The 23148-nt window shown below is 65.9% G+C and carries 16 protein-coding genes; 5 read left to right on the forward strand and 11 right to left on the reverse strand.

All coding sequences use genetic code 11. The annotated features are described in order from the left end of the window. Positions 1-138 precede the first annotated feature (138 nt). The 3 genes from clpX to tig all read right to left on the reverse strand — a co-directional run bounded on the left by clpX (position 139) and on the right by tig (position 3439). Positions 139-1428 (reverse strand): ATP-dependent Clp protease ATP-binding subunit ClpX, encoded by a 1290-nt coding sequence (clpX, locus tag VLA96_14250; protein ID HSE50364.1) that lies wholly within the window; start codon positions 1426-1428, stop codon positions 139-141. A 44-nt stretch (positions 1429-1472) separates the two neighbouring features. Continuing rightward, positions 1473-2060: an ATP-dependent Clp endopeptidase proteolytic subunit ClpP gene (gene clpP / locus VLA96_14255; protein HSE50365.1), complete on the reverse strand. Its 588-nt coding sequence runs from the start codon at positions 2058-2060 to the stop codon at positions 1473-1475. A gap of 104 nt (positions 2061-2164) precedes the next feature. Then, positions 2165-3439, reverse strand: coding sequence for a trigger factor (gene tig / locus VLA96_14260; protein HSE50366.1), 1275 nt, complete (start codon positions 3437-3439; stop codon positions 2165-2167). Positions 3440-3632: 193 nt separating this feature from the next. Between tig and VLA96_14265 the strand changes: the two genes are divergently transcribed. Continuing rightward, entirely contained in the window at positions 3633-4361 is a 729-nt protein-coding gene (locus tag VLA96_14265) for a uracil-DNA glycosylase (GenBank protein HSE50367.1), read from the forward strand. Here the strand turns inward: VLA96_14265 and VLA96_14270 are convergent. From VLA96_14270 to VLA96_14285, 4 genes are all read right to left on the reverse strand, one after another. Beyond that, on the reverse strand, positions 4358-9694 hold the full coding sequence (locus tag VLA96_14270) for a PAS domain S-box protein (GenBank protein HSE50368.1): 5337 nt from the start codon (positions 9692-9694) through the stop codon (positions 4358-4360). The two genes, VLA96_14265 and VLA96_14270, sit on opposite strands and share 4 nt — an antisense overlap. Positions 9695-9874: 180 nt before the next feature. Continuing rightward, entirely contained in the window at positions 9875-10327 is a 453-nt protein-coding gene (locus VLA96_14275; GenBank protein HSE50369.1) for a nuclear transport factor 2 family protein, read from the reverse strand. 13 nt (positions 10328-10340) lie between these two features. After that, positions 10341-10799, reverse strand: a complete 459-nt coding sequence (locus VLA96_14280) for a nuclear transport factor 2 family protein (protein HSE50370.1) — start codon at positions 10797-10799, stop codon at positions 10341-10343. Between the two features lie 169 nt (positions 10800-10968). Then, the gene (locus tag VLA96_14285) at positions 10969-11715 is read right to left on the reverse strand and encodes a hypothetical protein (GenBank protein ID HSE50371.1); all 747 of its coding nucleotides are present in this window, start codon (positions 11713-11715) and stop codon (positions 10969-10971) included. A gap of 303 nt (positions 11716-12018) precedes the next feature. Here VLA96_14285 and VLA96_14290 point away from each other — a divergent pair, with 303 nt between their 5' ends. Then, positions 12019-14343, forward strand: a complete 2325-nt coding sequence (locus VLA96_14290) for a TonB-dependent receptor (protein ID HSE50372.1) — start codon at positions 12019-12021, stop codon at positions 14341-14343. Between the two features lie 21 nt (positions 14344-14364). After that, a complete protein-coding gene (locus VLA96_14295; protein ID HSE50373.1) occupies positions 14365-14766 on the forward strand; it encodes a VOC family protein in 402 nt (133 codons plus the stop codon). A gap of 139 nt (positions 14767-14905) precedes the next feature. On the opposite strand, the gene ald is transcribed toward VLA96_14295, so the two are convergent. The 4 genes from ald to VLA96_14315 form a co-directional block, all read right to left on the reverse strand. Then, positions 14906-16018, reverse strand: coding sequence for an alanine dehydrogenase (gene ald / locus VLA96_14300; GenBank protein ID HSE50374.1), 1113 nt, complete (start codon positions 16016-16018; stop codon positions 14906-14908). Positions 16019-16050: 32 nt separating this feature from the next. Further along, entirely contained in the window at positions 16051-17544 is a 1494-nt protein-coding gene (locus tag VLA96_14305) for an aldehyde dehydrogenase family protein (protein ID HSE50375.1), read from the reverse strand. 240 nt (positions 17545-17784) lie between these two features. Beyond that, complete coding sequence (locus VLA96_14310; GenBank protein ID HSE50376.1) at positions 17785-18009, reverse strand: hypothetical protein; 225 nt, start codon at positions 18007-18009, stop codon at positions 17785-17787. A gap of 119 nt (positions 18010-18128) precedes the next feature. Then, positions 18129-20063 (reverse strand): nucleoside-diphosphate sugar epimerase/dehydratase, encoded by a 1935-nt coding sequence (locus VLA96_14315; GenBank protein ID HSE50377.1) that lies wholly within the window; start codon positions 20061-20063, stop codon positions 18129-18131. A 257-nt stretch (positions 20064-20320) separates the two neighbouring features. On the opposite strand from VLA96_14315, the gene VLA96_14320 reads away from it, so the two are divergent. Beyond that, positions 20321-21601 carry a hypothetical protein gene (locus tag VLA96_14320; protein HSE50378.1) on the forward strand — a complete coding sequence of 427 codons (1281 nt, stop codon included), beginning with the start codon at positions 20321-20323 and terminating at the stop codon, positions 21599-21601. A gap of 222 nt (positions 21602-21823) precedes the next feature. Continuing rightward, positions 21824-22888 (forward strand): rod shape-determining protein, encoded by a 1065-nt coding sequence (locus VLA96_14325; GenBank protein HSE50379.1) that lies wholly within the window; start codon positions 21824-21826, stop codon positions 22886-22888. Positions 22889-23148: the final 260 nt, after the last annotated feature.

Genomic DNA, 23148 nt, shown 5'->3' on the forward strand with positions numbered 1-23148 from the left:
GCGCGGGCAAGATGCCCGTGCGCCTGCCGGCCTGGAGGCCAGCGCTCCAAAACAAGAGCGGCAGGCGAGGCGCCTGCCGCCACGTAAACCTTATTGTCCCTATCCGGACCTCTCCCGCCACCTTGGCCTAAAGGCTACCTAGCCTGCCTTCTCCATTTGAGCGATTGAGATGTCCCTGTTCTCGACCATTTCTTGGGTCACCTCAAATTCCTTGATCTTCTTCTGGCTGGGCAGGTGGTACATGAGGTCGAGCATGAGCTCCTCGAGGATCATGCGGAGGCCGCGGGCGCCGACCTTGCGGTTGAGCGCTTCCTTGGAGATGGCGCGCAGGGCGTCGGCGGAGAACTTGAGCTTCACGTTCTCGAACTCGAAGAGGCGCTGGTACTGCTTGATGATGGCGTTCTTGGGCTTGGTGAGGATCTCGATGAGGGCGTCGACGTCGAGGTCGTTGAGCACGCCGACGACGGGCAGGCGGCCGACGAACTCGGGGATAAGGCCGAACTTGATGAGGTCCTGGGGCTGCACCTTTTGCAGCATCTCGGTGTCGCGGCGGTCGGGCCGGACCTCTTCCTGCTGCGCGGGCTGCTGCTTGGCGTCGGCGCCCGGGGTGCGGAAGCCCATGGTCTTCTTGCCGACGCGGCGGCCGATGACTTTTTCGAGGCCGACGAAGGCGCCGCCGCAGATGAACAGGATGTTGGTGGTGTCGACGGGCGTGAACTCCTGGTGCGGGTGCTTGCGTCCGCCCTGCGGCGGGACGTTGGCGACGGTGCCTTCCAGGATCTTGAGGAGGGCCTGCTGCACGCCTTCGCCGGAGACGTCGCGGGTGATGGAGGGGTTCTCGTCCTTGCGGCCGATCTTGTCGATCTCGTCGATGTAGATGATGCCGGTCTGGGCGCGGCCGACGTCGCCGTCGGCAGCCTGCAGCAGCTTGAGGATGATGTTCTCGACGTCTTCGCCGACGTAGCCGGCTTCGGTGAGCGTGGTGGCGTCGACGATGGCGAAGGGGACGTCGAGCATCTTGGCGAGGGTCTGCGCGAGCAGCGTCTTGCCGGTGCCGGTGGGGCCGATGAGCAGGATGTTGGACTTGGCCAGCTCGACGTCGGAGGTGCGCTGGCGGTTCATGTGGATACGCTTGTAGTGGTTATAGACGGCGACCGCGAGCTTCTTCTTGGTCTGCTCCTGGCCGATGACGTACTCGTCGAGGAAGGTCTTGACCTCGGGAGGCTTGGGCAGGTGATTGGGGGCGGCGGCGGCGTGGGTCTCGGCGCGGTCGTCTTCCAGGATGGAATTGCAGACGGCGACGCACTCGTCGCAGATGTAGGCGCGCGGGTAATCGCTGGGCGAAGAGATGAGCTTGGCGACGGCGTCTTGCGACTTATGGCAGAACGAGCAGCGTAGCGTCTCGTCCGAACCCGTGCGGGTCTTCACAGTGAACCCCTCCTACCTTAACCCGTCCCCAATCGCCGTGCGGTTCATCGCGGGGAAACGATGATGTCGTCGACGATGCCGTACTCTTTGGACTGCTGCGCGTTCATGATGAAATCGCGCTCCACGTCTTTCTCTACTTTATCTAATTTCTGGCCGGTGTGCTTGGCGAGAAGCTGATTTGTTATCTCGCGCATGCGGAGGATCTCGCGGGCGTGGATGTCGATATCGGTGGCCTGGCCGCTCAAGCCGCCCATGGAGGGCTGGTGGATGAGGATGCGGCTGTTGGGGAGGGCGAAGCGCTTCTTGGGGGCGCCGGCACAGAGCAGCAGGGCGGCCATGGAGGCGGCCTGGCCGATGCAGATGGTGGTGACGTCGTTCTTGATGAACTGCATGGTGTCGTAGATGGCCATGCCGGCGGTGATGGAGCCGCCCGGGGAGTTGATGTAGAGCGAGACGTCTTTCTCGGGGTCCTCGGCGGCGAGGAAGAGCATCTGGGCGATGATGAGGTTGGCGATGGTGTCGTCGACCGGAGTGCCGAGGAAGATGATGTTGTCGCGGAGGAGGCGGGAATAGATGTCGTACGCGCGCTCGCCGCGGCTGGTCTGCTCGATGACCATGGGGACCAGAGCCATGAGGATCTCCTTAAGTAGCGACTGCCTACACTTCTCCCGCGCGAGGCTGGGGGCGGGAGAGTAAAAGGTCCGCGAGCTGCGGCGGGCGAGTCGCCCGCTAACGACTACGCGGAGCGGTTCAACAAAAACTCGAGAGCTTTCTCGTTGCGGATCCTGTCACGGATTCTATCGAGGGCTCCCTCCTTGGTCAAACGGGCGCGAACCTGTTCGGCCGGCTGCTGCGACTGCGAGGCGATGATGGTGATCTCCTTGTCGACGTCGGCGTCGGAGACCTCGAGCTTCTCGTTCTCGGCGATCTTGTCGAGGATGAGGGAGGCCTTGACCTCGCGGACGGCGGCGTCGCGCTGGCCGGCGCGGAGCTTCTGGAAATCGAGTTTGCGCATGTCTTCGGTGCGCATGCCCTGCATGGCGAGGGCGCGCAGGCCGCGCTCGAGGCGCGCGTCGATGGCGCGGTCGACGAGCGAGTCGGGGACGGGGAAGTCGTTTTTCTCGACCAGCTGGTCGATGACCTTCTCGCGCACCTCGTGCTCGGCGCGGTGCTGCTTCTCGTGCTCGAGGTTCTCGCGGACCTGCTTGCGGAGCGCGTCGAGCGAGGCGAAGTTGCCGACCTCCTTGGCGAAATCGTCGGAGAGCTCGGGTGTGTGCTTCTGCTTCACCGACTTCACCTTCACGTTGTAGGTGATGGTCTTGCCGGCGAGGCGCTGGTCGCCGAAATCGGCGGGGTAGGCGACGTCGAAGGTCTTGTCTTCGCCGGCCCTGGCGCCCTTGAGGTTCTCGGAAAACTCCTTGACGGTGTTCTCGCCGCCGACCTCGACCAGGACCTCGTCGACGGTGACGGGTTTGGCGGCGGGATCTTCCTTGGGCTGGCCGTTGAAGCTGACCTCGGCGAAGTCGCCGTGGGCGAGCGCGCGGTCGTCGACCGTCTGGTAGGTGGCGGCTTGTTCGCGGAGCTGGTTCAGGGCGGCGTCCACTTCGGCCTCGTCGACCTTGGTGTCGGGTTTTTCGGGCCGGAGTTCCTGGTAACCAGAGACTTCGATGTCGGGAAGCACCTCAAACGCTGCCTTGAAGCGCAGCGGTTCGCCCTCCTCCATCTTGAGCTCGGTGACCTGGGGCTGCGAGATGGGCTGGAGCTTCTGCTTCTCGACCTCGGTGCGGAAGGCGCGCGGGATGAGTGCCTCGACGACTTCTTGCCGGATCTCGTCGGCAAAGCGGCTCTTGACGACGCCGGTGGGGACCTTGCCCTTGCGGAAGCCGGGGATGCGGGCGAGCTTGGAGTACTTCTGGACGATGGTCTCGGTCTCGCGCTTGACGTCGGCGGCCGGGACCTCGATGGCGAGCTCGCGGCGGCAGGCGTTGGAGGGGGTCTCGGGTGAGGTCAAAAGGGCGTCCTTCAGGAGGGCGTTCTGGATGATGCGTAACCTTATGAATATAAGGTTGGGCGTCGTGCGCGGTCAACGAGGGGGAGATTCACCACGGAGACACGGAGAGACGGAGGAGGCAGGAAAATGCAGGTCCCTCGACTCGTCCGCCGCGGCGGACTCGCTCGGGATGACCTCCGCTAAAATACGAACAATGTCGTCGCCTGCCTGGTTGATCAAACTCAATACGGAGATCGTGGCGTGCGAGAGGTGTCCGCGGCTGCGGGAGCATTGCGCGAAGGTCGCGCGGGAGAAGCGGCGGGCGTATCGCGACCAGGAATATTGGGGCAAGCCGGTGCCGGCGTTCGGCGACGTCGACGCGCGGGTGCTGATCCTGGGACTGGCGCCGGGAGCGCATGGGTCGAACCGGACGGGGCGGCCGTTCACGGGCGACGGGTCGGGGTACTTCATGTATCCGGTGCTGCACGAGACGGGATTCGCGTCGCAGGCGGAGGCGACCCGGCGCGATGACGGGATGAAGCTGACGGGTGCGTGGATCACGTCGGTGGGGCGGTGCGCGCCGCCGGCGAACAAGCCGACGCCGGAGGAGCTGGCGAACTGCTCCAGCTTCCTGGATCGCGAGTTGGCGGGGCTTCAGCAGGTGCGTGTCGTGGTCGTGTTGGGGAAGATCGCGTTCGACGGATACCTGGCGCATCTGCGGCGGCGTGGGTTCCAGTTCCGGAAAGCGGATTACGCGTTCGGGCATGGCGTGCGCCACCTCATGCCGGATGGAAGGACGGTGTTGTGCTCGTATCATCCGTCGATGCAGAACACCAATACGGGGAAGCTGACGAAGGCGATGTTCGCGAAGGTGTTTCGCGAGGCGCGGCGGTTGGCAGAAAAACCCACATCCACCACAGAGACACAGAGGAGCCGGAGCTAGGCTTTAGCGGATCGGGAGGCGGGCGGGGCGTCGAGGACTTCGCGGACCTTGCGGGCGAGGAACTCGTTGGTGAAGGGCTTCTGGAGGAACGAGGTTCCGGGCGAGAGGACGCCGTGCTGGACGATGGCTTCGTCGGTGTAGCCGGACATATATAAGACGCGCATTTCGGGGCGGATCTGGAGCAGGCGCTGGGCGAGCTCGGTGCCCGACATCTGGGTGAGGACGACGTCGGTGAGCAGCAGGTCGATCTTGCCCTCGTGGCGCTCGCAGAGCAGGAGCGCCTCGCCGCCGTGGCTGGCCTGCAGCACGGTGTATCCGTTGCGGTGGAGGACCTGGCGGATGAGGGCGCGGACGCCGTCTTCGTCTTCGACCAGCAGAACGGTCTCATGTCCGCGGTGCGGGTCGGAGGAGACGGCGCGCTTCAGGACCTCGGCGGCGGCGTCGACGCGGGGCAGGTAGACCTTGAAGGTGGTGCCCATGCCGAGCTCGCTGTAGACCCAGATGTATCCGCCGGACTGCTTGACGATGCCGTAGACGGTGGAGAGGCCGAGGCCGGTGCCCTTGCCGAGCTCCTTGGTGGTGAAGAAGGGCTCGAAGACGTGGGACCTGGTGACCGCGTCCATGCCGATGCCGGTGTCGGAGACGGCGATCATGACGTAGTTGCCGGGTTTCACGGAAGCGTGTTCGCGAGCGTAGCCCTCGTCGAGCGCGACGTTGCTGGTCTCGATGGTGAGCTTGCCGCCCTTGGGCATGGCGTCGCGGGCGTTGACCGCGAGGTTCATGATGACCTGCTCGACCTGGCCGGGGTCGGCGCGCACGGTACCGATCTTGGGATCAAGCACGGTGAACAGGTCGACGTCTTCGCCGAGCAGGCGCTTGAGCAGCTTGTCCATGTTGCCGACGACGGTGTTGAGGTCGATGACCTTGGGGGCCAGGACCTGTTGGCGGCTGAAGGCGAGCAGCTGGCGGGTGAGGGAAGCGGCGCGGTCGGCGGCGCGCTGGATCTCTTCGACCTCGGCGCGCATGGGGTCGGCGGCCTCGAGCTGGTCGAGCATGAGCTCGCTGTAGCCCTTGATGACGGTGAGCAGGTTGTTGAAGTCGTGGGCGACGCCGCCGGCGAGGCGGCCGACGGCTTCCATCTTCTGCGACTGGCGGAGCTGCTCTTCGAGCGCGTGGCGCTCGGTCACGTCTTCGGCGATCATCTCGAAGGCCTCGACCTCGCCGTTGGTCTTGAGGATGGCGCGGCCGCTGAGGCGGACGCTGATGGGCGTGCCGTCCTTCTTCTTCCAGCGGACCTGCTCGCTCTCGACGCGGTTGGTGTGGCGGTACTGGCGGATGAGGCGGGCGCGGTCCTCGGGATCGTCGTAGACATCGCGCGCGAGCGAGACGGAGAGCAGCTCGTCGGCGGTGTCGTAGCCGAGCATCTGGACGAGCGCGGGGTTGACGTCGAGGAAGCGGTCCTCGACGCTGGAGCGGTAGATGCCGTAGACGGCGCTCTGCACCTGCGAGCGATAACGCGCCTCGGAGGCCTTGAGGGCTTCCTCGTTGCGCTTGTGCTCGATGGCGGAGGCGACGTTCTGCGAGACGAAGTGCAGGATCTCCTTGTCCTTTTCGGTGAAGCGGAACTTGTCGTTGTAGCTCTGGAGGACGAGGACGCCGAAGGTCTGGTTGCCTTTCTTGAGGGGGACGCCGAGCCAGTCGACGGAATCGACGCCGACGGCCTCGACCTCGCCGCGGCGCAGCAGGCCGTCGAAGACCTCGGGGGTGGCGAGCAGCGGCTGGCCGGTCCGGATGACGTACTCGGTGAGGCCCTTGCCGGCGGGGACGGGCTGGTGGGGGGCGGGGAACTCGTCGATCTCGTCGACGGCGTAGGGGAAGGTGATGGTGTTGGACAGGGCGTCGTGGAGCGCGATGTAGAAGTTGCCGGCGAAGGTGAGCTCGCCGACGATCTTGTGGATCTCGCGGTAGAGCTGGTTGAGGTCCTCGACGGTGGAGGTCTTGTCGGCGATGCGGTAGAGGGCGGCCTGGAGGGCTTCGGCGCGCTTGCGCTCGGTGATGTCGACGGCGGTGGCGAGGATGGCGCGCTCGCCGCCGAACTGGACGGTGGCGGCGGAGAAGTCGAGCCACTTTTCGTCGCCGTTCTTGGCGACCATCTTGAACTCGTAGGCGCTGGGCGGGTCTTCCCCGCGGAGCCGGGCGGCGGCGCGCTCGATCAGGAGCGGGCGGAAGTCGGGATGCACCAGCTCGAAGGGGTGCATGCGCATGAACTCTTCGCGGGTGTAGCCGGAGATGAGCTCGCTGGCACGATTGACGTAGAGGAAGCGCTCGGAGTTGTGGATGTAGATGCCGGTGGCGGCGGATTCGGCGACGGCCCGGAACTTGGCTTCGCTCTCGCGCACGGCGTCCTGGATGCGACGGCTCTCGATGGCGCTGGCGATCTGGCGGGAGACGAAGGTGAGGATCTCCTTCTCCTTCTCACCGTAGCGGATGTTGGCCTCGTAGGTCTGGAGGGCGAGGACGCCGAAGGTAGTGTCGCCGGACTTGAGTGGGACGCCCATCCAGTCGAGCGAGGGAGCGCCGACGCGGTCGACCTCGCCGAGCTCGACGAGGCGCTCGAGCTCTTCGGGGGTGGCGAGCAGGGGGTGGCCGCTGCGGATGACGTACTCGGTGAGGGCGCGGCGTCCCTTGCGGGGCTGCGGCGGCGGATCTTCTTCGTCGACGAAATAGGGGAAGCTGACGGTCTCGGTGGCGGCGTCGTAGAGGGCGATGTAGCAGTTGCGGGCGTACATCAGCTGACTGAGGATGTCGTGGATCTCGGCGTAGAGCGCGTCGAGGTCCTGAGCGGAGCTGGCGGTCTCGGCGATGCGATAGAGGGCGGACTGAAGTTTTTCCGACTGGCGGCGCTCGGTGATGTTGCGGGCGTTGACGATGAGACCGCCGAGGGCTTCGCCCTCGTACTGGCGGTTGCTCATGCACTCGAAGATGCGGTAGGTGCCGTCGGCGTAGCGCAGGCGGATCTCGATGACGGGGCCGCCCTGGGGGCTGTTGATGCCCTGCTGGAAGGCGGCGAGCGCGGTCGCGTGGTCGTCGGGATGGACGTACTGGAAGGCGGACTTGCCGACGATGACCTCGGGCATGACGCCGAGCTGGCGCTCGACCGAGGGGCTGGCGTACTGGATGACGGCGTGGGCGTCGAGGACGACGATGATGTCGGAGGAGCTCTGGACGAGGGAGCGGAAGCGCTGCTCGCTCTGGGAAAGAGCGCGCTCGGCCTGTTTCTGCTCGGTGATGTCGAGCGCGGTGGCGAGGACGGCGGTGTCGCCGTCGAGCTCGATGACGCCGGCGGAGTAGTCGAGCCAGCGCTCGGCGCCGTCCTGGCGGATGATCTTGAACTCGTAGCGCGCGGGGACGGGCTCGCCGTGCTGGCGGGCGCGGGCGCGTTGCGCAACCAGGTCGCGGAAATCCGGATGGACCATGTCGAGCACGGTCTTCTGCAGGATCTGCTCGCGGGAGTAGCCGGTGACGCGCTCCATTGCGGGATTGACGTAATGGAAGCGGTCGCCCTTGTAGATGAAGATGGCGATGGAAGCAGTCTCGGCGACGGCGCGGAAGCGCGTCTCGCTCTCTTTGAGGGCCTGCTGGGCGAGCTTGCGCGCGGTGATGTCGCGGCCAATGCCTTCGACGGCGACCGGTTGGCCGTTCTCGAAGGCGAGGCGGGTGGAGATCTCGAGCCAGACGCGGCGGCCGTCCTTGGCGATGATGGCGATCTCGTATGGGGTGTCGATGTTCTCGCCGGCGGCCTTGCGGGCGATGCGCTCGAAGGCGAGCGCCTGGTATTCCGGCGCGACGATCTGGGCGATGTCCATGCCGGCGGCTTCTTCGGGGGTGTAGCCGGTGACGCGCGTGGCGGCCTTGTTGATGCTTTGGAAGCGGCCGTCGAGAGCCTGGGTGTAGATGATGTCGTTGGCGTTCTCGATGAGCTCGCGATAGCGCTGCTCGCTGACGCGCAGGCGCTCCTCGGCGTTCTTGCGCTCGCTGATGTCGATGAGCGTGCCCTCGAGCTGGGTGGAGCGCTCGTCGGGCGACTTGACGACGTTCATGTTCTCGAGCACCCAGACGGGGGAGCCGTCCTTGCGCTTGAGGCGGATCTCGAAGGCGGTGAGGATGCCGACCTTGAGGAGGCGGTCCATGAGGCGTTCGCGCTCGGCGGGGTCGAAGTAGATGCTGTGCACGGGCTGGGCGAGCATCTCTTCGCGGGTCTGGTAGCCGAAGATGCGGGCGAAGGCGAGATTGCAGTCGAGCAGGCGGCCGTCGATGGTGGAGCGGTAGACGCCGGCGAGGTTGCGCTCGAAGGCGAGGCGGTGCCACTCCTCGGACTCGCGCAGGGCTTCCTGGTTGCGCTTGTGCTCGATGGCGCGCGCGAGCTGCTGCGAGACGAAGTTCAGGACTTCCTTCTCGCGCAGGCCGAAGCGGTGGTTGGGCTCGTAGCTCTGGAGGACGAGGGCGCCGTAGGTGCGGTCACCGGACTTGAGCGGGACGCCGATCCAGTCCTGCGCGAAGGTGCCGACGGGCGCGATCTCGCGCTGCTGCAGGATGGCGCCGACGGTCTCCGGCGTGACCATCAGGGACTTGCCGGTGCGGATGACGAAGTCGGTCAGGCCCTTGCCGAGGGGGCGCGGGGCGGGGCAGGGATCGGCCTCGTCGACGAAATAAGGGAAGGAGAGCTGGTCGCGCGCGGGGTCGTAGACGGCGATGTAGCAATTGCGCGCGTACATGAGCTCGCCGAGGATCTGGTGGATGGAGGTGTAGAAGGCGGACAGGTCCTCGGCGGAGCTGGCGGTCTCGGCGATGCGATAGAGGGCCTGCTGCAGCTGCTCGGCCTGCTTGCGCTCGGTGATATCGAAGGCGATGCCGAGGACGGAGGGGGCGCCGTCGAAATTGATGAGGGTGGCGGTGAGGTCGACCCAGCGCTCGGAGCCGTCCTTGGGGAGGACGCGGAGCTCGTAGCGGGAGGTCTCGAGCTCGCCGCGCTGGCGCGCGGCGGCGCGCTCGATGATGAACTTGCGGAACTCGGGGTGGACGAGGTCGTAGAAGCGCATGCCCATCAGCTCGGGCAGGTCATAGCCGGTGATGGTGACGGCGGCGGGATTGCCGTAGACGAAGGTGTCGCCGCGATAGATGAAGATGGCGCAGGGAGCGGTCTCGGCGACGGCTTCGAACTTGCTGTCGAACTCGCGCACGCCGGACAGGGCAGCCACCACGGAGGAGGCAGAGGCGGTCGCGCCCGCGGACGAGCGCGACTTCGATGTCGGGGAGATGTCCTTCTCGGCCATCAGGTCCGAACGCTCCGGGCGCGGCACGGCGCGAGAGAGGCGCGAGCGGCGCACGATCCGGGGGAGCGCCTCCTTATACCCCATCCCCGCAGGGGGAAAAAGAAGAAAGTAGGCCTAGCCGTTGGCGCGGGCGGATACCGGGGCCGGGGCCCGAGGGCACGGCCCGGCGTGGTGAAGGCGCTAGGGCAGAGGGCGGCTGCCGATGCTCCAGTCGAGCAGGACGATCTTCCACTGTTGGCCGCGGCGCTCGAGGACGTAGGCGGACCAGAGGGTGACCGCGCGCTTCTGGCCGCGGCGGGTCGATTCGAAGGTCGTCTTCGAATAGGCCCAGGCCATGTCGGCGGTGGCCTTGATGCGGACGAGTTCGGTGGTGGCGCCGGCGGGCGCGGGCTCCTGCATCTCGGGGACGAGGTGGTTGTCGCGGAAATCCTTCCAGCCGTCGTTGCGCTCGCCGTTCTCGAAGACGACGAGGTCCTCGGCGACGACGGATTCGATGAGGGCGAGCTTGCGCTGGTTGAGGCCGCGCTCGAAGGTGGCGACGGTGGCGCGCACATCGGAGTCGGGAGCGGACTGCGATGCGGCAAAGGGAAGCAGCGCGAGGCAATAGAACGCGACAAGCAACGGGCGTTTCAAGAGAGCAGCCTCCTTAATGTTTCGTGTGGGTCTCGGCGGCAGCCGGCGGCGCCGGAGAACGGTAGCGCGCGGCCAGCCGCCACTCCGAACCCTGGCGTCGCCAGAGGTCGACCAGGAAGTATCGCTCGGCGCCGGCCGTACAGACCAGGCTGACCGCGGCGGTGTCGCCGAAGGGGCGGGGCATCACCTCGGCGGGCGCGCAGGCGGCTGACGCAGTGCCGCCGCTGACGAGGTCCAGCCATTCATCGCGCAGGACGAGCTCGCTGCTATTCGCCGCGTCGCGCAACTCGAAATCGTCAGCAAGGAGGGTGTGCAGCGCCGGCAGATCGCGCTGCGCGACGGCCTGGCTGAGACGCTGCTCCAAGCGCGTGAACCGCGCGGCTTCCAAGGTCGGCATGCCGCCAGCGGTCTGCGCCGAAAGAGCAAGCGACAGGGCGGAGAGAGCGGCAAGAAGAGAGACGAGGCGAAGCATGGCAAACCCCCCGCCGCTCATTGTTCCACAAGTGAAGCAGGCCGCGTCCGAAGACGCGGCCCGAAGACAACCATCTGCTACTGGCGGGCGTTGCCGCGTGGCTCGGCCCAGATCACGTGGGTGAAAGAAAAAGGCCGCGTCCGAAGACGCGGCCCGAAGCGGAAAAGGACTACTGGTGCGCGTTGCCGCGCGGCTCGGCCCAGATCACGTGCGTGACGATCCGGTTGCCGTTGCCGAAGTCCAGCACGTAGTCCGAGATGCGTCCGTCGGCCGACTGGTGCACCAGGCGGCCCCACTGACCGGGACCGTCGAGGTCCATGCCTGTCATGGCGGCGGGCTGACTCACCGTCTGGCCGACCGTCGTGGAGCTGTCGAGGTGGCTGTAGATGATGTCGAGCTCGGCGTAGTCATGCGAATTCGGGTGCTGGTTGGTGCTGGGGTCGTTGGTGTAATCCATGCAGGTGCCGAGGTTCGCGTTGTTGAAGTTCTCGTCCTGGTGGTCGAGGCCGAGGGTGTGGCCGACTTCCTGGCAGGAGACCAGGTTGCGCCACGCCGGAGTGTTGTAGGTCGCCGTGTTGAAGTAGGTGTCGTTCAGCTTCACGGTGCCGGCAGTGATGTGCGTCCCCCCGGTGATGTTGATGGAGGCAACGCCCAGCCAGCCGGTGTTGCCATAGGTCGAGTTGCAAACCTCGACGCGGCCCGTGGTCGGACGGCAATTGCGCGGCTTGGTTCCGCCGGTGACCTTTACCATGTCCACTACGTCCGAGGCGCTCCAGTCCGCGATCGTCGTGTTCAAGTACGAATCCCACTTGGAATCGACGTTATCGCCGACCTTGAGCGTGAAAGGGTTGCTGGTGCGCGCCCAGTGATAGCCGCCCCAGGAGTGAGTCGCATAGATGAGCGGCGCCGCTGCCATGAGGCAAAGAACAAACAACGCCAAGACATACCGATGTCGAGGGGAAAACTGAGACATTCAGTTCCTCCGGTTCAAGTTGGTGAGATCGGGCTGTTTCCCTTGACCCCACAACAGGGAAGCAAGAACGGCCCTGAGTGCGACGATGCTACGCAAGCTGCTGCTGTTCGTCAAGGCGCGAATGTGGGCTGACATTTCCGTTAACGTACTGGTGGTCAATGACCTAGGAGCGCATTGTGACGAGTGTCAGGTATACTCTCTGCCTGCTGTAGCAGTGCTACTACCTGCCGATCCTGAGGTTTGCTCGTGAAGAGACTCTTCAGCTTCCTCCTTTCCTTGCTGTTCCTGTGCGCCACGGCGGTGGCGCAGAGTGCGACCGTGAGCGGTGTGATCACCGACAAGAGCGGCAAGCCGGTGCGCGGCGCCGCCGTCACGCTGCGCTCGCGCGGCGTCGACCGCAAGACCACGCAGACCGACGACGAAGGGCGCTACCAGTTCGAGAACGTCGAAGTGGGCGACTGGGAGATCCGCGCGACGGCGCCGCAGCTGATGCCGGTGGAGTACGAGCTGAACGTCAAGGGCGACGAGCCGGTGAACGTGGAGATCGTGATGCCGGACCGGCAGATGGTGGAACAGCGCGTGGAAGTCGTCGCGACGAAGCTGGCAGAAGATCCGGCGGACGTGCCGGGCGCGATCCAGGTGTTCGGCGGGGACGAGCTGAGCGCGCGCGCGGCGCGCGACCTGCCGACGGCGCTGGCGCAGGCGACGGGCGTGGCGGTCGTACCGGGCGGCGACGGGGGACCGGCAGGGTCGGTGCCGGAGTTCTGGGGGCTGAAAGAGTTCGACGCCTTCCTGCTGGCGGTCGACGGCGTGCCGTGGGGCGGCGCGTTCAATCCGGCGCTGACGTCGCTGACGATGAGCGACGTGGAGCGCATCGAGGTGATGCGCGGGCCGGCGCCGGTGAGCTACGGCGCGACGTCGTTCGTCGGCGTGATCAATGTGGTGCGGCAGCCGGCGGATTCGACCGAGCGCACGCTCACGCTGTACGGCGGGAGCTGGGCGAGCGGCGGCGGGAGCATCTCGTTCCCGGTCCCGCTCAACGACGACTGGAAGTCGCGGCTGACGCTGGAAGGCGAGCGGCAGGGATTCGAAGACGACCGCACGTCGTTCGCGCGCGGCCACGGATTGTGGCGGCTGGAGCGCAAATGGAGTCCGGAGACGCGCTTCTGGTTCAACAGCGACATCAACTGGCTGGACCAGGCGCCGGCGAGCCCGCGGCTGCGCGAGGGCACGGAGCTGGTCTCGCCGGTGGATGCGAACTACAACCCGGCGGGCGCGTTCCTCAATGACCATCGCTTCACGTTCATGACGGGGTTCGACCGCCCGTGGGGCCAGGAGTGGCACTGGTACACGACGGCGAGCGTGTCGCACGCGCGGCAGGACTTTTTCCGCGGGTTCCTGGAGGAGTTTCCGGCGCCGGACCCGGACGGGGAGGCGCACGGCGTCCGCGAGAAGCTGAACCTGACGGACATCTATTTCGACACGCACTGGACGCGGCGGTATCCGCGTGGCGTGACGTTCGTGTTCGGGACGGACTACCAGCACGGAAGCGGGCGCGCGCGGGGCGCGGACTTCGACTACGAGGCGCTGCTCGACGGGACGCCCGTCTTCGTGCCGCAGCCCGCGGACCTCGACTTCCACATCGACGACGACCGCGACTTCGTCGGCCCGTACGCGCAGGTGGAGTGGAGTCCGTTCGAGCGGCTGCGCATCGACGTGGGCGGGCGGCTGAATTTCACGCGCGAGCGCAAGACGATCAACGACATGGGCGCGGGCGAGGTCGCGTCGGGCAGCCAGGCGAACGTGCGCGGCGGCGCGAACGTGGGCGCCATCTTCACGGCGTGGCAGAGCGGGCAGGACGACCTGCACCTGTTCGCCACGTACCGCGACACGTTCAAGCCGGCGGCGATCGATTTCGGCATCGGCGAGGAAGAAGAGGGCGAGGGCGACCTCATCCTGAAGCCGGAGACGGCGCGCAGCGTGGAAGGCGGCATGAAGGCGCGCTTCTTCGACCGGCGCGTGGAGCTGGAAGCCAGCGGCTTCCTGATGAACTTCGAGAACCTGGTGATGCCGGTGGACAACGGCGGCGTGCCGGCGCTGATCAACGGCGGCAAGTCGCGCTTCCAGGGATTCGAGACCGGCGGCGCGTACTACTTCCGCAGCGACCTGATCGCGCGCGCCAGCTACAGCTACCACGACGCGCACTTCGTGGATTTCGTCCAGGACTTTGGGAGCGGGAACGTGCAGCTCGGCGGGAACCGGCTGGAGATGTCGGCGAACCACCTGGCGTCGTTCGGCGTGATGTACGCGCCGGTGAAGGGATTCCTGGGCGGGGTGTCGGTGAACTACACCGGCGACCGGTTCCTCAACAAGCGCAACACGGCGCCGGCGGATGGGTTCGCGACGTTCGACTTGAGCGCGGGGTATCGCACGCGGAGGTGGGAGCTGCGCGTGGATGCGCGGAACCTGGGCGACGCGCGCGACCCGGTGGCGGAGAGCGAGCTGGGCGACGCGCAGTACTACCTGATGACGCCGCGGCGAGTGGACGCGACGTTCCGGATCCACTTCTAGGAAGAACGGGGCAGGACGCCCATGACAAGACCGGCGATCTCCGGCATCGCGCCGCTGTTCATCGTGAAGGATGTCCCGGCCGCGCTGGCGTTCTATCGCGACCGCCTCGGGTTCGAGGTCACGTTCCAGGGGCCCGAACCGGACGACATCTTCTTCGGCATCGTCCGGCGCGGCGCCGCGATGCTCATGTTGAAGGCCGTCGGCGTCGAACCGGTGCCGAACTATACGCGAGACGTCAAGCAAGGCATCGCCCGCTGGGACGCGTACGTCCATGTCCCCGATCCGGATGCGCTGGCGGAAGAGTTCGCGTCGCGCCAGGTCGAGTTCTCCGAGCCGCTCCAGGATACGGGGGATGGCTTGCGGGGATTCGAGCTCAAGGACGCTGACGGGTACGTGTTGTTCTTCGGGCGCCCGCGCGCATGAGCGCTGATTGAAAGCAAGAGGCCGAGCCGAGGCGCGGCCTCTTCTAATGCGGGAAACCAAGATGCTTCGTCACTGCTCGCGCGCCGGAGAAAGCGCGCGCTCGCGACGCTCCTCAGCATGACCCATCATCAACAGGTCGCTAGAGCAGGTCGCCGACGGCCCTGGACTTCTTCTTCTGGGATTCGGCGACGGCGGCGTAGGTGATGTGTCCTTTATATGTGTTCACGCCTTCCTTGAGGCCGGGATCCATCTCGATGGCCTTCTTCGCGCCGTGCAGCGCCAGCTTCATGACGTAGGGGTAGGTGGCGTTAGTGAGCGCGAGCGTGGAGGTGTGCGGGACGGCGGCGGGCATGTTGGTCACGCAGTAGTGCACCACGCCGAACTCGACGTAAGCGGGATTGGAGTGCGTCGTGGGCCGCGCGGTCTCGATGCAGCCGCCCTGGTCGATGGCGACGTCGACGATGACGGCGCCTTCCTTCATGTCCTTCACCATCGCGCGGGTGACGAGCTTGGGCGCGGCGGCGCCGGGGATGAGCACGCCACCGATGACGAGGTCGGCGTGCCGGGTGGCTTTCGCGATGGTGTAGGAGTTGGAGGCGACGGTGTAGAGGCGGCCGTTGAAGATGTCGTCGAGCTCGCGCAGGCGATTGAGGTTGAGGTCGATGAGAGTGACGACGGCGCCCATGCCGAGCGCGATCTTGGCGGCGTTGGTGCCGACGACGCCGCCGCCGATGATGGCGACCTGCGCGGGGGGGACGCCGGGGACGCCGCCCATCAGGACGCCGCGTCCGCCTTTTTCCTTCTCGAGGTAGGACGCGCCGACCTGGACGGACATGCGGCCGGCGACTTCCGACATGGGAGTGAGGAGCGGGAGCGTGTTGTTCTTGTCGCGGATGGTCTCGTAGGCGATGCCGGTGACGTTGTTCTTGAGGAGCGCGTCGGTGAGCTTGGGGAGCGGCGCGAGGTGGAGGTAGGTGAAGAGCGTGAGGCCGTCGCGGAGGAACTGGAACTCGCTCTCGATGGGCTCCTTGACCTTCACGACCATGTCGGCTTTTTTCCAGACTTCGGCGGCGGTGGCGGCGATGGAGGCGCCGGCGGCCTTGTAGTCGGCGTCGGGCATGGAGCTGAGCGCGCCGGCCTTGGTCTCGACGATGACCTGGTGGCCGGCGTCGACCAGGGCCTTGACGCCCGAGGGCACGATGCCGACGCGCGACTCGTGGTCCTTCACCTCTTTCGGGACTCCGATGAGCATTGCTGCCTGCCTTTGCGATGTGAGAGTTCCGGCTACTCGCCGGTGTCGATCTGCGCGCGCTGGAGCTTGTCGGAGTAGTCGACGTAGATCGCTTTCCAAGTGGTGTAGAAGTCGATGGCGCCGACGCCGCCCTCGCGGTGGCCGTTGCCTGTGGCCTTCACGCCGCCGAACGGGAGATGCACCTCGGCGCCGATGGTGGGAGCGTTCACGTAGGTGATGCCGGCGTAGAGGTCACGCATCGCGCGGTAGGCCTTGTTGATGTCCTTGGTGTAGATGGCGGTGGAGAGGCCGTAAACGACGGAGTTGGAGTAGTCGATGGCCTGCTCGAGCGAATCGGCCTGGATCATGCTGACGACCGGGCCGAAGATCTCCTCCTGCGCGATGCGCATGTTGTTCTTCACGCCGACGAAGACGGTGGGCTCGTAGAAGAAGCCGTGCTGGTAGCCGCCGGCGGCGAGGCGGTTGCCGCCGATGAGGACTTTCGCGCCTTCCTTCTTGCCGATGCCGACGTACTGCTCGGTGGTCTCGACCTGGGACTGGTTGATCTGCGGGCCGACGTCGACGGATTCGTCGAGGCCGCTGCCGATCTTGAGCTTCTTGGCGCGGGCGGCGACCTTGTCGGCGAGCTGCTCGTAGACCTTCTTGGTCGCGATGACGCGCGAGGTGGCGGTGCAGCGCTGGCCGGTGGTGCCGAAGGCGCCCCAGAGGACGCCGTCGACGGTGAGGTCGATGTTGGCGTCGTCGAGCACGATGATGGCGTTCTTGCCGCCCATCTCGAGCGAGCAGGGCTTGTACTGCTCGGCGGCCATGGTGCCGATGAGGCGGCCGACTTCCGAGGAACCGGTGAAGCTGATGGCGCGCACGTCGGGATGCTGCACGATGGGCGTGCCGACGTCTTTGCCGGAGCCGAAGACGATGTTGATGACGCCCTTGGGCAGGCCGGCGTCGATCAGCGACTGCACGAGGTTGAGCGTGGAGAGCGGCGTGTCCTCGGCGGGCTTGATGACGCAGGTGTTGCCGCACACGATGGCGGGCAGCAGCTTCCACGACGGGATGGCCATGGGGAAGTTCCAGGGCGTGATCATGCCGCAGACGCCGACGGGCATGCGCACGGCCATGGCCGCCTTGTTGGGAAGCTCGGAGGGCGTGGTGAAGCCGTAGAGGCGGCGGCCTTCGCCGGCCATGAAGTACAGGGTGTCGATGGCTTCCTGGACGTCGCCGCGCGTCTCTTTCAGGACCTTACCCATCTCGCGGGTCATGTCCTTGGCGTACTGCTCCTTGCGCTCCTCCATGATGCGGGCGGCGCGGAAGAGGACGTCGGCGCGCTTGGGGGCGGGCACCAGGCGCCAGGACTCGAAGGCTTTCCTGGCGGCGGCGACGGCGGCCTCGACGTCGGAGGCGTCGGAGTGCGGGAAGACGCCGATGACGTCGCGGGTGTCCGCGGGGTTGGTGTTCTTGTGGGTGCGCTTGGAGCGGGTCTCGACCCACTCACCACCGATCAGGTTCTTGTAGACCTTGGGAGCCATGCGGACGGACAGATCCTTTCGCAGCAGGGAAACCATTCATCGTAACGCATGGGTCCGGATTGCGGGAAGAGCGACTCGGCCGAGAAGACCTAACAGCAAGACCTCAACCGGAGAAGGGGAGGAGGGGAGGCAGGCGGAGGGAATCTTTTTTCTTGGAGACGCCACGAGTCCTGTCCAACGAGGAAGGGGGAACGAGGGGTGGCGGTGATGGTCGAAGGCTCGAACCTTCGGCGACGCCGATCAGCCGAGTTGCGAGAGGGTGTAGGCCCAGCAGGCGACCGAAGCGGCGCCGAGGGCGAGCGCCAGGAGCGATGAGCGCCAGGCGCGGCGGCGGTGGCGAAGATAGACGCGGAGCTCGGCGCGGGTGGAGACGAGGCGCGGCGGCACCGCGAGGCCGGCGTGCGGCTTGGCAGCGCCTTCATCGTGCCAAATCGGGAGGGCATGAGCGAGCGAATGGATGGTCATGACGAGTTGATGTAGTGCAGTTCGCTGGCCAAAGCCGGGCGAAGAAAGCAAAGGGGTTAGAGCAAGGCGGAGAGGTGTTGGGGGAGTTAGTTCCCGGAATGGGAATCCCGAACTAAGACCTAATTCGCGACGGCGGCGGTGGCGCGGGCGGGCTCGCCATAGCCGATCGGCAACTCGCGGAGCAGGACGCGGACGACCTCGTCGTCGCCTTCGCGGGCTTTCTGTTCGAGGGCGGCGAGCGCCTCGCTGAAGCCGTCGGGCGGCGGGGAAGCTTTCACGGCCATGACGCGGGAGAAAGCGGTCTGCGCGATCTCGGCGTCGGCGGGCCAGAGTTGCTCGTGGAGCTTTTCGCCGGGCCGGCTGCCGACGATGCGGATGGGGATGTCGATGTCGGGACGGAGTCCGGAGAGCTCGATGAGTTTTTTCGCGAGCGCCATGATGCGCATGGGGTCGCCCATGTCGAGCATGTAGATGTCGCCGTTGGACCCGAGGGTGACCGCCTGGAGGACGAGGTGGACGGCTTCCGGGATGGTCATGAAGTAGCGGGTCATCTTCTCGTCGGTGATGGTGACGGGCTGACCTTCGGCGATCTGCTTGAGGAAGATGGGAACCACGCTGCCGCGGGAGCCGACGACGTTGCCGAAGCGGACGCAGGCCATGCGGGTGCGAACGCGGCGCGCGGCGGCGTTTTGCACGAGCAGCTCGGCGACGCGCTTGGTCGCGCCCATCACGCTGGAGGGATGCACCGCCTTATCGGTGGAGATCATGAGGAAGCGCTCGGCCTGGTAGCGCTCGGCGGCCTCGGCGACGACGCGCGTGCCGAACACATTGTTGAGGACGGCCTCGGAGCAGTTGTGCTCCATCACGGGCACGTGCTTGTAGGCGGCGGCATGGAGAACGATGTGAGGGCGGTAGAGGGCGAACAGGCGGTCGATGCGGCTGCGGTCGCGGATGTCGGCGACGATGGGGACGAGGGGCACGGGGCCGGCCTCGGTGATCTCGCGGTGGACCTCGAAGATGGAGTTCTCGTCCTGGTCGAGCACGATGAGCTGGCGGACGGGAAGATTGGCGACCTGGCGAGCGAGCTCGGAGCCGATGGAACCGCCGGCGCCGGTGACGAGGACGACGCGCTCGTTGAACGCGGCGACGACCTCGGGATGGGCGGGAGCCAGCGCGGCGGCGGTGCTGTGGGCAAAGACTTTTTCCGCGGTGGTGGCGACGTGGGTGCGGACCTCGCCGCTCAAGACGCTGTGGGTGCTGGGGAGCAGGCGCACGTCGACGCCGAATTCGGTGGCGGTGGAGACGAGCTCGCCGAGCGACGGAATGCCGGCATCGGCGATGAGGACGGCGTCGATGGAGTGGGACGTAAGCATGCGGGCGAGGGCGGCGGGCTCGTCCATGACCGGGAAGCCGCCGATGCGCAGGCCCTGGACCTGGGCGTCGGGCGCGAGCAGTCCGACGATCTTCAGGTCGGTGTACGAGCTGACGCGGCGCAGAGCCTCGGCGAGATGGTCGGGGCCGCCGACCAGGAGGGCGCGCAGGACAGGACCCCCGGCGCGCGAGGTCTCGAAGGTGACGCGGCGCAGGGCGCGGACCATGGTGCCGCCGGCAAGATACAGCAGGTACTCGATGGCGATGACGGTCAACGGCAGGCTGCAGAACCAGAGGGTCCTGCCGAAGCCGAGCCGTGCGGCCAGCATGACGACGGTGGCGGCAGCGGAGGAGAAAGCGAGCACGAAGGCATCGCGCAGGCTGAAGTAGCGCCAGATGCGGTCGTACCCGCCGAGCGCCCACATCAGCGCGGGGCGCAGGAAGGGCAGCAGGAGCAGCCAGGACCACATGATGGCGCGCTGGTCGCGCGGGACGACGCCGTCGAAGCGGAGCAGGTACGCGAACCACAGCGTGCCCAAGGAGAGCAGGGCGTCGATGATCAGCTGGTTGGCGCGGCTGAAGAAGGCGGCAGGAAGGCGGTCGATGACCGCACTCAAGCGCGCCAAGCCGCTCGCCACGCCGGGGCGGTGTCCGGTCACCGGGAATCGCTCGGTGGTGCTCATGAAGGCCTCCCGCAAAGTGCGAGCGGGCTGCCGCATCGGTTCTGGAGGTCTGCCATGTCTCTTGCTGGAGGATTCTCGGGGGCAGGACAGTGTGGCAGAAGCAGGCGCAGCTTGCAATGGGAATGCTGTGGAAGAAGCCGATGAATCAAGCCCAAAATGGGCCGGACGGGCGCATCCCGAGAAGGTTATTCACTATTCACCCCCAATTTAAGCTGTGGTACTCTCTGCTCACCCCAAGAGACCGAAGGGTCGCGGTCGTGCCTCCGAAGAAGCAGTCCGACATCCATATCTCATGGATCACGCTGACGTATCGCAGCGTGGCGCTGAGCATCCTTGCGCTCATGGCGCTGGTGGGGATCGGCGCGTACCTGGCGTTCCCGGCCGAGACGAAGGCGGGGATCGACAAGGTCGGCAACTGGTTCGGGCCGATGCTCGACAAGTGGTCGGGCAAGCAGCCGCCGGGCAAGACGGCGAAGGTCGGGCAGCAGCAGGCGCACTTCACCAACATCGACGGCACGGTGAAGGTGAAGAAGACCAGCAGCAACACCTGGGTGACGGCGGACTACAACCTGCCGCTGGAAAAAGGCGACATCATCCGCACGGACTCGGAAGGGATCGCGAAGATCGTGTTCGCGGACGGCACCAACTACACGGTGAAGCAGGACTCGCTGATCGTGGTGGAAGACAACTCCACGAATGCGTCGGCGCAGACGCAGGTGGCGGTGCAGGTGACGACCGGCACGGTGGACCTGACGACGGCGAACATGACGAGCGGGTCGAAGTCGCAGGTGACGGTGGCGGGGGCGACGGCGACCTTCGGCCCGCAATCGGCGGCGCAGGTGCGCAACGACCCGCGCGCCGACAATCACGAGATCATGCTGACCAAGGGCGCCGGCGAAGTGAAGCGCGGCACCGAGACGGTGTCGCTCGGCAACTACGAGAAGGTGGCGTTCAAGGCGGACTCGAAGTTCATGACCAAGACGAAGGAATTGGGGCCGCCGACGCTGATCACGCCGGCGAACATGATGCCCATCTTCGTCTCCGGCAAGCAGACCAACGTCGCATTCACCTGGACGCCGGTGGACAGCGCGGTGGGGTATCGGGTGCGCGTCTCCAAGAACCCGTACTTCTCGTCCACCGTGCTCGACAAGCGGGTGAGCGACAGCGAGGTCGCCATCAACGGCATGGCGGAAGGCGCGTACTACTGGATGGTGACCGCCTACGACGGGAAGGGCAAGGAGTCGATCGAGAGCGAGAAGAACCGGTTCACGGTGATCCCGAAAGGGTCGGCAGACGTGCAGTTGCCGCTCGAGCTGGACGATTTCGCGCAGCGCGGGCACGTGATCATCATCCATGGGCGGACGGAACCGGCGGCGCGCGTGATGGTGAACGGGCAGGAGGTCCCCGCAGTCGCGGAGGACGGCACGTTCACGTACTACACGCCGCAGCTGCCGACAGGCGAGAACGTGATCACGGTGACGGCGCAGAACGCCAAAGGCGGCGTGGCGACGCAGACCAAGCGCGTCGTCATCCAGTAGTTTTTCCGTGCCAGGGCAAGGCCAGGTTTGAGGGGTTCGAGGTAACGAGCGGGGCTCGGCAGTGCAGCGCCGCTTCGATTCGTACTACAATCGGGTGCAAACGTAGGTCTTTCCTGGCCGCGCCACTCACCAGAACAGACGAATAGAAGCAGGCGGTCGGACTGCGTTGCGGTGTGCCCTCGACCCGAAGCGACGAAGGAACAAGGAAGCGAAGTCGAAAACATGTCAGGGAACGGATTCCACTCGAGCAACTCGCGCGTCCACAATCTGCGCTCCATCTTCAGCGCCTTTTCCAGCGACCTGGCGATCGACCTGGGCACGGCCAACACGCTGGTGTACGCGAAGGGGAAGGGCATCGTGGTGAACGAGCCTTCCATCGTGGCCATCAACAAGACCACGGGCGACGTGGAGGCGGTGGGCAAGGAGGCGAAGGAGATGCTCGGGCGGACGCCCGGGAACATCGTCGCCATCAAGCCGATGAAGGACGGCGTGATCGCCGACTTCAAGGTGACCGAGAAGATGCTGAACTACTTCATCCAGAAGGCGCACAACCGGAAGATGCTGGTGCATCCGCGGATCGTGATCGGGGTGCCGAGCGAGATCACGCAGGTGGAGAAGCGCGCGGTGATGGACTCGGCGTATCGCGCGAAGGCGAGCGAAGTGCACCTGGTGGAGCAGGCGATGGTGGCGGCGATCGGGGCGGGGCTGCCGATCACCGAGCCGAGCGGGAACATGGTGGTGGACATCGGCGGCGGGACGACGGACATCGCGGTCATCTCGCTGAGCGGCATCGTCTACTCGCGGTCGGTGCGGATGGCCGGCAACCAGATGGACGAAGCCATCATGAACTACCTGAAGCGGAAATATAACCTGCTGATCGGCGAGCGCACGGCGGAGCAGATCAAGATCGAGATCGGCTCGGCGTATCCGCTGGACAAGCCGCTGACGATGGAGATCAAGGGTCGGAACCTGATCGAGGGCGTGCCGAAGACCATCACGGTGGACGACAGCGAGATCCGCGAGGCGCTGAGCGAGTGCGTGGGGACGATCATGAACGCTATCCGCGTGGCGCTGGAGCGGACGCCGCCGGAGTTGAGCGCCGACATCTCCGACCGCGGCATCGTGCTGACGGGCGGCGGCGCGCTGCTGAAGAACCTGGACAAGCGCATCCGCGAGGAGACCGGCCTGCCGGTCTCGATCGCCGACGACCCGCTGTGCTCGGTGGTGCTGGGCACGGGGAAGATGCTGTCGGACTTCAAGCTGCTGCGCAAGATCTCGATCGAGTAAATCTCGTTTTCGTGGCGGAGTGACCGGTAAGTTTCAAGTTTCGAGTTTCAAGTTTCGAAACCGGTCACTCGAAACTTCGAAACCTGAAACTCGAAACGCCTGCCATGGAAAACCTGTTCGCGCGCCATCGCAACGTCACGCTGTTGGTGGCGATGTTGTTTGCCCAGATCCTGGGGCTCGCGGTGCAGGTGAAGCGCGCCGACCCGGACGATCCCGCGAATCCTGAAAAGAAGACGCCGCTGCTGCGGGTGTGGGTGATG

Source organism: Terriglobales bacterium (assembly GCA_035457425.1).
Taxonomy (GTDB): domain Bacteria; phylum Acidobacteriota; class Terriglobia; order Terriglobales; family Acidobacteriaceae; genus JACPNR01.